The sequence below is a fragment of the Salinicola aestuarinus genome (assembly GCF_003206645.1).
GTDB classification, from domain to species: Bacteria; Pseudomonadota; Gammaproteobacteria; order Pseudomonadales; family Halomonadaceae; genus Salinicola; species Salinicola aestuarinus.
Window position 1 is genome coordinate 73,906 of record NZ_PZJP01000003.1, and the last position, 13,648, is coordinate 87,553.

Here is a 13,648-nt window from a genome sequence, read left to right on the forward strand (position 1 = left end):
ACGCCAATCGCGCGCGTTCTGGTACGTGGCCTCGTGATTGAGTGACTCATCCTTTGCTGTTAAGGGCGCCGAGGGAAGCTCGACTTGGCGCGAGACAGCGCCCCAGCTAGCATGCGAAGCTTTGTGTCACCGTCGCCGTTCGACCGCCGCCAGGAGTTTGCCCCCGCGCATGGCCAATCACGATCTCATCGCCCGCATTCGTTCGCGCCTCGACGAACTGAATCGCTCGGAACGCAAGGTCGCCGAGGTCATCTTGAAAGACCCCAATACCGCGATCGGCATGAGCATAGCCACTCTGGCACAGGCTGCCACGGTGAGCGAACCGACCGTCAACCGCTTCTGCCGCAACTTCGACACCAAGGGCTATCCGGACTTCAAGATCCAGCTCGCTCAGAGCCTTGCTGGCGGTACGCCTTACGTCAGTCGCAACGTGGAGCGCGACGACGACGCTGGCGCCTACACCGACAAGATCATCGGCGCGACCATCGCCGCACTCGACGAAGCCCGGCGCACGCTGGATGCCAAACGCATCGAGCGGATCGTGGATCATCTCTCCCAGGCGCGACAAATCAGCTTCTTTGCACTCGGCGCCTCGGCCCCCGTCGCGTTCGACGCCCAGAACAAGTTCTTTCGCTTCAACCTGCCGGTCACGGCGCACAGTGACGTGCTGATGCAGCGCATGACGGCCGCGGCCGCTCACACCGGCGACGTCATCGTGGTGGTCTCCTACACCGGACGCACCCGGGATCTGGTCGAAGCCGCCGGGCTCGCCCGCGACAGCGGCGCACTGGTGATCGGACTCACCCGTGAAGGCTCGCCACTGGCCAAGGTCTGCAGCGAGGTGCTGGCGGTGGACCTGCCGGAAGACACCGAAGTCTACATGCCGATGTCTTCACGGATGATTCACATGGCGCTGATCGATGTGCTCGCCACCGGCGTGACGTTGAGACGCGGCGAGTCGTTCATGCCGCACCTGAAGAAGATCAAGGAGAGCCTGCGACCGACCAAGTTCCCGCCGGACGCCTGAGCGGCATCACGCCACAGATGGCGTGATCCGGCGGTTGCGTGTTCGGTCATGTAGGCGATCGTCGGATCGGTGTCGACGATCGCCTACAACCACCCGGCGCCGCTCCCTACAGAAAAAGTGTTTATCCTGTCCGTCATCTCCCACACCTAGAGGTTGTCGTTATGCGCTGGATCCTTGCGTTCGCCCTTTTGACCGTCGGCTCGATCGCCCAGGCCGAAACGTTCCGTTTCACCGCCATCCCCGACGAGGACCAGTCGCGGCTGGTGGAGCGCTTCTCCAAGGTCGCCGATTATCTCTCTGATGAACTCGACGTCGAGGTCGAATACGTCCCGGTCACCTCCTACGGCGCCGCGGTCACCGCTTTCCGCAACGACCAGGTCCAGCTCGCCTGGTTCGGCGGACTTTCCGGCGTACAGGCGCGCCAGCTGGTGCCCGGCTCCCAGGCAATCGCTCAAGGGCAGGAGGACGCGGCCTTTCGCAGCTACTTCATCGCCAATCGCGACAGCGGCATTCCCGAGTCGCAGGACGCGCTGCCTGACGCGGTACGCGATCACTCCTTCACCTTCGGCGCCAAGACCTCGACCTCGGGCCGCCTGATGCCGGAGCACTTCATCCGCGAACGCTTCGACGAGGCGCCGGAAGCCGTGTTCTCCCGCGTCGGTTTCTCCGGCGATCACTCGCGCACCATCGCCCTGGTGGAGTCCGGCACTTACGATATCGGCGCCGTGAACTTCACCGTCTGGGAAGCGGCGGTCGAAGACGGTCGCGTGGACACCGACAAGGTGGAAGTCGTGTGGGAGTCGCCGACCTACCCCGACTACCAGTGGACCCTGCGCGGCGATGCCGACGATCGCTACGGTGACGGTTTCACCCAGAAAGTGACCCAGGCGCTGCTCGACATGAAGGATCCGGAACTGCTGGAGAGCTTCCCCCGCTCCGGCTTCATTCCCGCCAGCAACGACGACTACGCGCCCATCGAAGAGGTCGGCCAATCGATCGGCGTGCTGCGCTGATGCCGGATGGGAACTCGCGAGTGCAGGACCTGTCAGGCCTCGACGGTGAGTCGGCATGCCGCTACTGAGCTTCGAAGACCTCGACCTGGGCCACGGTGCCCAGGTCGTCCTGCCCCAGCTGTCGCTGTCGTTCGAGGCCGGCGAGCACGTCGCCCTGCTCGGTCAAAGCGGCGCCGGCAAGTCCACGCTGCTCAGTGAGATTCGACGCCGGCTGGCCTCCCAGGCCGCCTGGTGCCCGCAGGGGCACGGGCTGGTACCGCTGCTCTCGGTCTATCACAACGTCTACATGGGTCGGCTCGAGCGCCACTCCGCGCTGGCCAACCTGCTCAACCTGCTGCATCCGAATCGCCAGGCCTGGCCCGTCGTCGAAGCACTCTGCGATGAGCTGGGACTGGAAGGACTGATTCGACGCCCGGTGGCGGCGCTCTCCGGCGGCCAGCGACAGCGCGTCGCCATTGCTCGAGCGCTCTATCAGGCGCGTCATGTTTTCCTCGGCGACGAACCTTTCGCCAGCGTCGACCCGCATCAGGCGCTGCGGTTGCTCGAGCACATCAAGCGACGCCACGAGACCAGCATCGTTGCGCTCCATCAGCACCGGCTGGCGCTTCAGGAGTTCGATCGTGTCATCGGGCTGCGCGACGGTGGCGTCATTCTCGATGCGCCCACGCGAAAGCTCGATATCGCCCACCTCGATGCGCTCTATCCCGACGCCGCGCAGACGGAAGCGGGCAGCGAGACATCCAGCCAAGCGCGGATCGGCGCGTCATGAGCGCCGCCCCCGGCTGGCTCCGCGGCGATAGCCCGGGGCTGACGCTGGCGCGGCGAACGCTTGCGCTGGTGGCGATCTGCATCGTGCTGTTGCCACTGGCGGATCTTCGCCTGCTGACCGCCGACCCCTGGACCGAACTCGGCCGCATGCTGCAGGGTCTGGTGTGGCCGGCATGGGGCGCGCTCGAAAGCCCGTTCAACGCGATTGCGCTGACCGTCAGCGTGGCGCTATGGGGTACCTTCCTCGGTGCCATGCTGGGCTTCCCACTGGCGCTGATCTTTCACCGTTCCCGCTGGGTGCGCGGGTTCTGTGCCTTCGTCCGTGCGATCCACGAGCTCTTCTGGGCCCTGCTCTTCCTGCAGGTCTTCGGCCTGTCCGCGGTGACCGCGCTGGCGGCGCTAACGATTCCCTACGCCGGCATTTTTGCCAAGGTCTACGCGGAGATCCTCGAGCTCACCCCGAGGGGCCCCAGGGATGCCCTTCCTCATGGCACGGGGCGCACCTCACGCTTTCTCTATGCGGAGCTGCCGCTGGTGTGGGGGCGGCTTGCCAGCTACACCCGCTACCGCTTCGAGTGCGGCCTGCGCGCCAGCGTGCTGCTGGGGTTCGTCGGCCTACCCACGCTGGGTTTCTATCTGGAGAGCGCCTTTCGCGAGGGTCGCTTTGGCGAGGCGGGGGCCCTGCTCTGGCTCTTCTACGGACTGATCGCCAGCCTGCACTGGTGGGGCCATCGTCGCCTGCTGCCGCTGCTGATGCTCGCCGCGCTCTTCTGGCTCGGCCCGTTACCCGATGTCGATGGCGCGCTGCTGTGGCGCTTCGTCTCGCAGGATCTCTGGCCCGCGCCGCTGCTTGCGGGGGACGTCGCCGGCCTGGGCGCCTGGCTCGCCTCGATTCCGGATCTGCTGCCGGCGATCGGCAACACTCTGCTGCTCGCGTTGATGGGCACGGTGGGCAGTCTGGTCGTGGCACTCCTGCTCTGGCCGCTCGCCAGCCGCCACTTCGCCGGCCCCGGTGTCGGCGGGCGCCTGCAGCGCAGCCTGGGGCGACTGGCGCTGGTGATGTTGCGCTCGACCCCCGAGCTGATGCTCGCCTTCATCTTCCTGCTGCTACTCGGCCCCTCGATGCTGCCGGCGTGGCTGGCGCTGTCGCTGCACAACGGCGCGCTGATCGCCTTTCTCGTCGCCCGCCATGCCGACGGCCTGAGCCTCGGCATGCCGGACCTCAACGCCTCCGGGCGCTACGCCTACGAACTGCTGCCGCGACTCTACCCCAACCTGCTCGCGCTGATCTGCTATCGCGCCGAGGTCATCCTGCGCGAAACCGCGCTGCTCGGCATGCTGGGCATCGCCACGCTGGGGTTCTACATCGACTCCAGCTTCGAGTACCTGATGTTCGATCAGGCCCTCTTCCTGCTGCTGATCACCGCCGGGCTCAACATGCTCGTCGATGCCGTCTCGCGCCGTTTCCGGCCTCGCGACGTGCCGTTGGATGAACCTTGCACGTGATAGCCATCACGATTGGCCGTCGAGACGTACAATTCGACGTACAAACTGGACTGTTGATCGCCTAATCTCTCCCGCAAAAGCCGCATGTGGATATACATTTTATCAAGAGGAGTACATGCCACAGACAACACAGCAAAAACCTTATCGCTACAAACGGCTCTTCGATCGCATTCGTTGTCAGGCCGTCAGTGCAAACAAGCGAAAGGTGAGTTAGATCACCATTTTTCGATTTCACGCGGACTGGGTAAAGGACTGGGACCAGATGCTCGATGAGTTCAGGCACCGGCACCGAGACAACGAAGGCGCTAAACCATCGACCGGTTCCCGTACGTACCGCATTCGCTTGCCTCCCGACATTTTCTCGGCAGCGCTGAAGTATAGGGCTCGCCACCGGCAGTCCAGTCGTCGAGCTGTGGTCGCCGATCGAGATCACGTACCTGTGCCGTTTACGGGCGATCGAGACCATCACGCTGACTGACGCCAACGCCCTCAAGAACGGCATCTTGACGAATCGGCGCAAGGGCAGCCGAGACAATATCGTCGCCTGGTCCCCTCGTCTCAGAGCGGCATGGGACGCCGCCGCATACCGCGCGAGCATCTGGGAGAAGCGTGATCGTGCGACGCCAATGCTGCGCGTCGCGCCCGCTTTTCGTATCACGATCAGGCGACGCGCTATCACGGAATGCACTCGATCCAGCTTGGCAGCGGATGACCGCTCGAGCACTCGACGAGGGAGTCATCACGGAGGAAGAACGGTTCGGCCTGCACGCACTCAAGCGGCGCGGTATCACCGACACCCAGGGCAACCGCGAAGAGCGGCAGGAAGCCAGCGGCCATCGCAGCCGGCAAGTATTCGACATCTACGACTTCTCGCTGCCAATTGTGAAACCCTCAATAGAATGAATCAGAATAGTAGAAGATTAGGCTACGCGTATGCTCTCGTTTCTGAAGTAACGACGGGGTCAGCCATTCTAAAAAAAGATTGATTTACAGATGAAATGAAGCTTAAGACTTCTTTTTCAGCTTGGAAAAAATCTGACCTAGGCATACGCTCAATATGAATACCTAGCTTAAACAAAACCGCCTTCATCCTAGTTTGATGCTCATTATAATCAAATTGGGCATCGGATACAGACTCGTAGTTTTCGTTAGATACACTAACACACCCCATGATTTCAATAAGTATACTTAAGTAATTCTCAGAAACTTCGTAAACGCCTTTGCTAGAATCAGGAAAAGCGCAATTATACCAAGCTATTGTATCGATAGATTTTTTATTAACTCTGTATTTTTTAGAAATCTCAGAAGACACATAAGAAATAAAGATGCTCAAGTATGATATGTGAGATGCAGTTTCGTGAGCAGTTTTATTTGTCACGTAATTCTTACATGCAACACCAAATGAAGCTAAAGCAAAAAAACCCAAGGAAACTCCGCCAAAAAATTTCAAAACCTCGAACGAAGCACTCATCGATTCATACAAATTCAAAAAACATTGATTGGAGAAGCACAACTCCTTATTATAGACCCCTCCTGAAAAATAAGTCAGAACTAAAACAATAAAAAAAAGCAAGCTCCCCAGAGAAACGATAGCTCGACTAAGTTGCAAAACGTACCAAGTCGAATCATTCTTATCCACGCCTTTAAGCAAGGACTGCCAGAACCTACTTAACCAAGTCATAGCAGCTCCCATTCTAGCTTTATTTAACATAGTTAGACGGAATCGATTTTAGCCTTTGCCGCAGTTTAAAAGCTATATTTTCGTAGTTGCGTTGAATAATATTTAATCTTTCATGCGCTCTAAAATAACGCTTATGATAAGCATATGTATCCGAAATCGACCCATGATCATTCTCTAATCTTCTGATCATACTCACTACACGCTCGACATCACTTCTACGAGCGAGCGGCTTAATCAAATTTAGCCTACGGAGATATTCGGAATGCTGTTTGTGGCCGACTCTTTTAAGCTTATTAACTTTACCTACACACCGATTATGAGCGCTTCTAAACACCCTAGTTGTACGAAAATTCGGCTCACTTGCTTGTTTTTCAAGATTTCTTACAGCCGAACGAATTCTACGAACTTCGTCAGATGGCAACCGGGGCTCTTTAAAGGAGACGCGAAGACCATGCACGATTAATGGCGCTGTAGATGAGCGTTGAATTAAAGTTTTAGTGTCGTTAACAGGCAGGTCTTTATCTTCCAGCATAGACGAGATCAATTTTTCTTGGAGAGAAAAATTGTGATCGTGCACTTTGGAAGATACAACTATATCGTCCACATATCTGGTATAGGTAAGCCCTTTCATCTCGATACGCCTTACCACTTCAGGTTCGACGTCGAACAAGCACAGGCAAGCTAAATAACCAGACGTCAATGCGCCTTGAGGTACTCCCCCGTCCTTAGTGCACAAAGATACTAAAATTTCAGACACATCTGGTGGAAAGTGGTAAAAGTCTTCAAAAACAGCTCTTACCAAATGCTCACCAATATTGGGAAAGAAATCCTTGATATCTAGCCGAAGCAGAGATTTAGCGAGGCAGTGACGCGCCGCACAAGAAACATAATCTTTCTTGATTACTTCGCTCAAACTCAAAGTGGTATTTGGAACAGAACCAAATATATAATCTGGCCAAGACACTACCGAAGGGTCAGCAAAAATTCGTTTATTGATCCTGCGCTGAACCTTGCGCAAATATCGATGAGGATTATAAGCCATACGCTGAGACCCATCGGCTTTTTGCTGAGGGTTAGCGGTATACTTTACCTCGTTGGGCAAGTTAACTGCACGCACGATTTCATTGACAGTTAAATTTAGGGCGTTCGCAAGATTACTGATTGAGCCAATGGAATTGCTTGCGTTTTTTTGAAAGTAGAGATTGTTATTTGTAGACACGACCACCCATCCAATAGGGTTACCTTTGAATGTCGCTTACACCGGTTTAGCAGCGGCCTCAGCCATTCACAGGTTGCTGGCCGTGTCTACCATCCTTAGGTGGTGCGGGTAGACGCGCGCAAGGTCCATCCCCCTCCCACTCTAGCCTCTCTCGAGACGCCTGCCTTTCAACAGGCAATGCCACTGCTTATTAATCCGGTTGCCACGAGTGAGCGAGACGCTCAAGCTGTTACCGAAGGTAACGTTAATTACCTAAGCCAGTCAATAAGTAGAATCAACGTACAAGTACGGCTTTCGGTGGCGTGACCATGGCGTTCGCGGTCGCTACCAACGTCCAAACTAGAACTGCAACACTTTGATTTTAAATGAAAGTTAATCAAGTGTTCGATCAGGCCCTCTTTCTGCTGCTGATCACCGCGGGGCTCAACATGCTCGTCGATGCCATCTCCCACCGCTTCCGGCCTCGCGACGTGCCGCTGGACGAGCCTTGCACTTGAGATTCCTGCTCGAGAATCGATCAAGCAGCACCGGCCCCGGAAGCGTACGGACAATCGCCGGCAAATCGATGAGCGGGGCGAAACCGCGGCGCAAACCCGGCGGCGATGCGGCAGAGTGATACAGTGACGGAGACGAATCCGTTTCGCGTCCGCTGACCATTCGGCGGGCGAACACTGGGAGATCAACGCATGGACGAGTACGACATCGTGTTGTGGGGCGTCGAGAACGGCAAGGAAGCGCGCGTACCCGATCCCATCAAGGCCCACCTGAGTCACGTTCCGATTCTCGGGAACACGATCCATCATGGCGACATCCCAGAGATCAATGTGCTCGGCCCCCACTATCCGCTCGCGGTCGTTGGCATCGGCGAGCCCGAGACGTCAGGCTCGGTCGCGACGGTGCATCTCAAGCAGCAGGGGCCGCTCGCGCACTATGACTAGTCAGTCTGCGTGTCGGGCCCACCGCCGCTCCCCCACCATGGCTGTCACCGATTGGGACGAGACAGGGCAGTGCCGGCCGCTTCACAATTCGCCAACTGGCCCCGGTGAGCCAACAGCGAGGTTTGCCGTAAGTTAACCCAGGTTAAGTCTCACGAGAGGGCGATGGCGGTAGTCTTGCCCCGCCCGTGGAATCGTCCTTCCCGGGTGCGCCGGATCTCGATCCGGCGCCTAGTCTCTTGGCGACCACCCTGCCACACGACATCACCACGACCGTGACCGATGGTGAGCGGTTCGTAGTACTGATCCGTTTGCGTACAATGCCAGCGCCGCAAATGCATAAAGCTTGCACCGAGCCGGTGAGGCTATCCGTTATGATACGTAACCCTTTGGACATGGAATCTCGACACGGGCGATGACGGAGCTCTTTCTACACGACTGGCGTGCCTGGACGCCGAGGCGCCAGGTGCCGGACGAGACGCGGCTGGATAGCGCCGCCAAGCCTGTCGGCAGCAGCGTCCCCGCGATGCTACGCCGCCGGCTCAACCTCGTCGGTCGCGCGGTCTGCGACATGCTCCCGGCGCTCGATCCACAAGCCAACCGCGTCGTGCTTCACGCCTCCCGCCATGGCGATGGCGACCGCACACTGGAGCTCCTCTACACGCTGGCCGAGCACGACCCGATTTCGCCGGCTCGGTTCGGTCTCTCGGTGCACAACGCCATCGTCGGGGTCTACTCCATCGCCAGTGACAGCCGCCGCAGCCAGCAGGCGATCGCCGCCAGCGGCGCGGAGTGGGCGGCGCTGACGATCGAGGCTCGCGGCTATCTCGCCGATGGCGAAAACGAGGTGCTCGTCGTCTTTGCCGACCAGCCGGTGCCCGCCCGCTTCGCCGACTATGCCCCGGAGACCGAGTCCGCCGCCGTCGCACTCAGACTGGGGTCACGCCCCGCGCCGGGCGCGCGCCGGCTGCACGTCACAGCCGATCAAACGGTCACCGCGGTTCAGCCACCGCAGCCGCTGGATGTGATCGACTGGCTGATGTCCGGGCATACCGCGCTCGCCTGTCCGATGACGCACCGCCGCTGGCAGCTCGACGCCCCGGTGTGAACCGACGAAACCACCGCCTTACTGCCCAAGACTTTCAGAGAGGGATCGCTAGACCATGACCACCGCGCTGGAACAGGAACTCAAGGAGATGATCATCGAGAGTCTGGAGCTCGAGGACGTCACCCCGGAGGACATCGATCCCGAAGAGCCGTTGTTCGTCGAGGGGCTGGGGCTCGACTCCATCGATGCGCTGGAGCTGGGGCTGGCCCTGCAGAAGCGCTACGGCATCACGCTCGAGTCCGACGGCGAGGCCTCCCGCGAGCACTTTGCCAACCTCAAGAGTCTGGCCGCGCTGGTCGAAGCGCGCCGAGTGAAGTGACCCAGGCGCTCGCCGCGTGACCGACTCGACTGCCCCGACCGTCTCGCGCCGTCTGCTGTGGCTACTGGTCGCGCTGCTCGGCCTCGCCTGGCCGTTGCTCGCCCACGCCCTGCTGCCGCGCTACGGCGCCTGGCCGCTGCTGATCGCGGTCACGGCGCTGGCGTGGTGGCGTCTGCCTGACGGGCGGCGTCGCTGGGGCTGGGGGCTGGTCGCGCTGCTCGGCCTGCTGTGGCTGACCGGCGGCGGCGAGCTGGGACTGCGTCTCTGGCCTGTGCTGATCAACCTCGCCCTGCTTGCGCTCTTTGCTTATGGGCTTCGCTATCCGCCCTCCCCAATCGAGCGCCTCGCCCGCCGCCAGGAACCGGCGCTGCCGCCGCATGCGGTGCGCTACGTTCGCGGCGTGACGATGGTCTGGTGCCTGTTTTTCGCGCTCAACGCCACAATGGCGCTCGTCACTGCGCTCTACGCCGACCTCGCGCTGTGGAGCCTTTACAACGGGGTGATCGTCTACGCCCTGATGGCACTGCTTTTCGCCGGCGAATGGTGCGTGCGACAGCGCGTCAAACGTCGCAACGACCCGACGAGGATGGCATGAGCTTTCGCGAACTTCGCGCCCGCCCCTGGCGCGACCGCAGCAACGAGACACCGCTGGTCTGGTGTCCGCCCCACGGCGACGAGCCGGGGCGCGAGATCGCGCTGTCGGCCTGGCATCGGCGCATCGGGGCCTGGCAGGCGCTACTCGAGCGCCATGATGACGGCCGTGGCGCCTGGCTGCTGTTCGAGCCCGATCCGGTGGCATTCAGTGCCGCGCTAATCGCCATCTGGGAGCGCGGCGAGGCAGTGATCCTGCCCGCGGACAACCAGCCGGAAACCGTCCGACGGCTCGCCGAGCACGGCGCCGCCCTCGGGGAAATCCCCGGTGCCCCCCGCGCGGGAGCTGATCGCGACCCGCAGTGGACGGATCGGCCGCTGTCCGAGGTCGCCGTGACGCTGTTCACCTCCGGCTCCACCGGCGCGCCCCAGCGACTGGTCAAGACGTTTGCCCAGCTCGATGCCGAACTCGCCACCCAGGCCGAGCTATGGCCACAGGCGGGATGCCGGGTAATCAGCCAGGTGAGCCACCAGCACATCTACGGGCTTTTCTTCGCGCTGATGCGCCCGCTCTGCGAGGACGCCACTCTCGTCGCCGACACCTGCCGCTACCCCGAGACGCTCAACGCCTGGCTCGATGCCTGTGCCAGGGACACGAAGCCGGCGGTGGTGATCAGCGCTCCGCCGGCGCTCTCCCGGCTGCCGGAGAGTCTCGCCTGGCAGCCGGGCGCACGGTCGCTCCGACACGTCTACAGCTCTGGCGCACCGCTTGCCCGCGCCGACAGCGACCGTGCTCGGGCACTGCTCGCCACGCCGATTCACGAGGTCTATGGCAGCTCCGAGACCGGTGGCATCGGCTGGCGCATCCAGCAGCAGGGCGAAGCCTGGACGCCCCTGCCCGGTGTGCATATCGAGTGCGACGAGGCGCAGCGGCTGTGGCTCGACTCGCCGCATATCGCCACTGCCGGCTGGCAGCGCCAGGCGGATCGCATCCAGCGACTCCCGGATAGCAACGATTTTCTGCTGCTCGGGCGCGCCGACCCGGTGACCAAGATCGGCGGCAAACGACTGTCGCTGACCGCCATGGACCAGGCCATCGTCGCCCTCGACGGCATCGAGCGCGCCATGAGCCTGCCTCTGCAGCGCCGCGAGCTGCGTCTGGCGGCGGTGGTCGCGCTCTCCCCCCAACGCGTGCCGCAGCATCACGCCGAGCACCGCGCGCTGGTGCGTGACCTGCGACGGCAGCTGGCCGCCGAGTTCGAACCCGCGCTGCTGCCACGCTACTGGCGCTTCGTTTCGACCTGGCCAACCAATGCCCAGGGCAAGCTCGACGCCGCTATCCGCCAGCGACTCTTTGCCGATCTGGACGACCGCCGCGCACCACGCTGGCTCGGCGAAGAAGCCATCGCCGACGGCTTTCGCGTCACGCTCGAGGTCCCGGAGCGCTGCCAGTTCCTCGACGGCCACTTCGACGGGCAGCCGGTACTCCCCGGCGTCGCGCTGGTGCACTGGGCTATGGCACTCGCCAACCGACTGTTTGTAGACCCCATGACCTTTGCCGGGGTCGAGCGGCTGCGCTTCACCTCGCCGCTGCTGCCCGGGGATCGCTTCACGATGACGCTGACCCGCAGGTCGGGGACGCCGAAGCTGCACCTGCGCTGCGAAGGGGGGCGCGGCGAACACGCCAGCGGCCGTATTGCGCTGACGGGAGAGACTCATGACACCTGACGCCCCGGCCCGTACGCTCGTCATCGTCCCCGTCTACAACCACGCCGAGGCGATCGGCGAGACCGTGGCGGGGCTGCGCCAGCATCTGGGCCTGCCGATTCTGCTGGTCGACGACGGGTCGGATCTGGCCTGCGCCGCGGTGCTCGAACGTCTCGCGACCCAGCCAGACGTCGCGCTGATTCGTCAGTCTCGCAATCGCGGCAAGGGCGCGGCGGTGCGCGCCGGTCTCGCTTACGCCGCCGAGCGCGGCATGACTCACGCGCTGCAGGTAGATGCCGACGGTCAGCACGAGCCGGCGGATCTGCCGGCATTTGTCCGCGATCTCACGGCCGGCGACGAGACGCTGACCATCGGCTATCCCCGCTTTGACGACAGCGTACCCCGCCACCGCTTCTACGCCCGCTATCTGACCCACTCGCTGGTCTGGCTCGCCACGCTGTCACTGACGCTCAGAGACACCATGTGCGGCGCCAAGCTCTACCCGGTCGCGGCGACCAACCGACTGCTGGCGCGACACGCCTGCGGCGATCGCATGGAACTCGACAGCGAGCTGCCGGTGCGCTGGCTCTGGCAGGGCGGCGCGGTTCGCAATCTGCCGGTGCAGGTGCGCTATCCCCTCGATGGCGTCTCCCACTTCGCCCTGGTACGGGACAACGTGCGCCTGGCCTTCATGCATCTGCGCCTGGTCGGCGGCATGCTGCTGCGGCTGCCCAGGCTGTTAACTGTCCGAGGCGAGAAACCATGACGCCCCCCCCCAACAGCAACCCGCATCACTGGTCGCGCATCCGCGAGACCGGCAGCGCCGCTGGCATCCGCACCATGGTGTGGATTCGTCGCCATCTGGGCCGCGCGCCGTTCCAGGTGATGCTGGCGCTGGTGGTCGGCTACTACTACCTGGCCCACGGTCTGCATCGACGCACGTCGCGTACCTATCTCAGCCGGCTCTGGCGCCATCGTCATGGCCGCGCGCCGCGCAACCTGGCGTGGCTCGGACTGCGCCATTTCTGGCACTTCGGTCAGAGTCTGATCGACAAGATCGAGGCCTGGAGCGGCATTCCCCCCCGGCTGCGCTTCGAGGCGGGAGCGCGGGAGCGCTTTCTGACGGCGGTGGGCAGCGGTCGCGGCGGCGTCATTCTCGTGTCCCACGTCGGCAACATCGAAGTCTGCACCGCGATGAGTGACCTGCGTGAAGAGTTCCACGCGACGCTATTGATGCACACTCACAACGCCCAGCAGTTCGACTCGGTGCTGGCACGCGCCACGCATCGCACCAACCCGCCGGAGATCGTGGAGGTCAGCCAGATCACGCCGTCCACCGCCATGCGCCTCGGTCAGCGCATCGCCGACGGCGGTTTCGTGGTAATCGCCGCCGATCGTGTGCCCATCAGCGACGACGGCCGAGCCCGCCAGCGCGAGTTTCTCGGTCACCCGGCGCCGTTTCCCGAAGGCCCCTTCTGGCTCTCGACGCTGCTGCGCTGTCCGGTCTACACCCTCGGCTGCTTCCGCGAGACCGGCCACGCCGACGGCGCCGCGTCGCGCGGTACGCCGGGCTACCGGGTGGCGTTCGACGCGTTCGACGATACCGCCGCGCTGTCGCGGCGCGGGCGCGAAGCTTGGATCGATACGGCCATGGATCGCTATGTCGACTGGCTGACCCGCCAGTGCGAGACCACGCCGCTGCAGTGGTTCAATTTTTTCCCGTTCTGGCACGACGACCCCGACGCCCTGCCCACGGCGACCGAGTGAGGCGTCG

The 13,648-nt window shown here is 62.0% G+C and carries 15 protein-coding genes; 13 read left to right on the plus strand and 2 right to left on the minus strand.

What is annotated here, in order from left to right; all coding sequences use genetic code 11:
- Positions 1–169 precede the first annotated feature (169 nt).
- The 5 genes from hexR (at position 170) to DOM41_RS17675 (ending at position 5,217) form a co-directional block, all read left to right on the plus strand.
- The gene (hexR, locus tag DOM41_RS03170; RefSeq protein ID WP_110685406.1) at positions 170–1,027 is read left to right on the plus strand and encodes a transcriptional regulator HexR; all 858 of its coding nucleotides are present in this window, start codon (positions 170–172) and stop codon (positions 1,025–1,027) included.
- A gap of 161 nt (positions 1,028–1,188) precedes the next feature.
- Complete coding sequence (locus tag DOM41_RS03175; protein ID WP_110685407.1) at positions 1,189–2,040, plus strand: putative selenate ABC transporter substrate-binding protein; 852 nt, start codon at positions 1,189–1,191, stop codon at positions 2,038–2,040.
- Between the two features lie 55 nt (positions 2,041–2,095).
- Entirely contained in the window at positions 2,096–2,809 is a 714-nt protein-coding gene (locus tag DOM41_RS03180) for an ATP-binding cassette domain-containing protein (protein WP_110685408.1), read from the plus strand.
- Positions 2,806–4,314: a PhnE/PtxC family ABC transporter permease gene (locus DOM41_RS03185; RefSeq protein WP_110685409.1), complete on the plus strand. Its 1,509-nt coding sequence runs from the start codon at positions 2,806–2,808 to the stop codon at positions 4,312–4,314. Before DOM41_RS03180 ends, DOM41_RS03185 begins: the two co-directional genes overlap by 4 nt.
- Positions 4,315–4,923: 609 nt before the next feature.
- The gene (locus DOM41_RS17675; protein WP_245391720.1) at positions 4,924–5,217 is read left to right on the plus strand and encodes a site-specific integrase; all 294 of its coding nucleotides are present in this window, start codon (positions 4,924–4,926) and stop codon (positions 5,215–5,217) included.
- 22 nt (positions 5,218–5,239) lie between these two features.
- Here DOM41_RS17675 and DOM41_RS17355 read toward each other — a convergent pair whose 3' ends face one another.
- On the minus strand, positions 5,240–5,995 hold the full coding sequence (locus DOM41_RS17355; protein ID WP_157956829.1) for a retron Ec48 family effector membrane protein: 756 nt from the start codon (positions 5,993–5,995) through the stop codon (positions 5,240–5,242).
- A 19-nt stretch (positions 5,996–6,014) separates the two neighbouring features.
- Entirely contained in the window at positions 6,015–7,214 is a 1,200-nt protein-coding gene (locus DOM41_RS03195; protein WP_110685410.1) for a reverse transcriptase family protein, read from the minus strand.
- A 365-nt stretch (positions 7,215–7,579) separates the two neighbouring features.
- Between DOM41_RS03195 and DOM41_RS17855 the strand changes: the two genes are divergently transcribed.
- The 8 genes from DOM41_RS17855 (at position 7,580) to DOM41_RS03230 (ending at position 13,641) form a co-directional block, all read left to right on the plus strand.
- Positions 7,580–7,711: a hypothetical protein gene (locus DOM41_RS17855; protein WP_280951208.1), complete on the plus strand. Its 132-nt coding sequence runs from the start codon at positions 7,580–7,582 to the stop codon at positions 7,709–7,711.
- A 189-nt stretch (positions 7,712–7,900) separates the two neighbouring features.
- On the plus strand, positions 7,901–8,152 hold the full coding sequence (locus tag DOM41_RS03200; protein WP_110685411.1) for a hypothetical protein: 252 nt from the start codon (positions 7,901–7,903) through the stop codon (positions 8,150–8,152).
- Between the two features lie 412 nt (positions 8,153–8,564).
- Positions 8,565–9,257, plus strand: coding sequence for a beta-ketoacyl synthase chain length factor (locus tag DOM41_RS03205; protein ID WP_110685412.1), 693 nt, complete (start codon positions 8,565–8,567; stop codon positions 9,255–9,257).
- Positions 9,258–9,312: 55 nt separating this feature from the next.
- A complete protein-coding gene (locus tag DOM41_RS03210; protein WP_110685413.1) occupies positions 9,313–9,576 on the plus strand; it encodes a phosphopantetheine-binding protein in 264 nt (87 codons plus the stop codon).
- A 16-nt stretch (positions 9,577–9,592) separates the two neighbouring features.
- Positions 9,593–10,171 (plus strand): COG4648 family protein, encoded by a 579-nt coding sequence (locus tag DOM41_RS03215; protein WP_110685414.1) that lies wholly within the window; start codon positions 9,593–9,595, stop codon positions 10,169–10,171.
- The gene (locus tag DOM41_RS03220) at positions 10,168–11,895 is read left to right on the plus strand and encodes an ApeI family dehydratase (RefSeq protein ID WP_157956830.1); all 1,728 of its coding nucleotides are present in this window, start codon (positions 10,168–10,170) and stop codon (positions 11,893–11,895) included. Before DOM41_RS03215 ends, DOM41_RS03220 begins: the two co-directional genes overlap by 4 nt.
- A complete protein-coding gene (locus tag DOM41_RS03225) occupies positions 11,885–12,640 on the plus strand; it encodes a glycosyltransferase family 2 protein (protein ID WP_110685416.1) in 756 nt (251 codons plus the stop codon). Before DOM41_RS03220 ends, DOM41_RS03225 begins: the two co-directional genes overlap by 11 nt.
- Entirely contained in the window at positions 12,637–13,641 is a 1,005-nt protein-coding gene (locus DOM41_RS03230; protein ID WP_110685417.1) for a lysophospholipid acyltransferase family protein, read from the plus strand. The genes DOM41_RS03225 and DOM41_RS03230 overlap by 4 nt, the downstream gene beginning before the upstream one ends.
- Positions 13,642–13,648 lie beyond the last annotated feature (7 nt).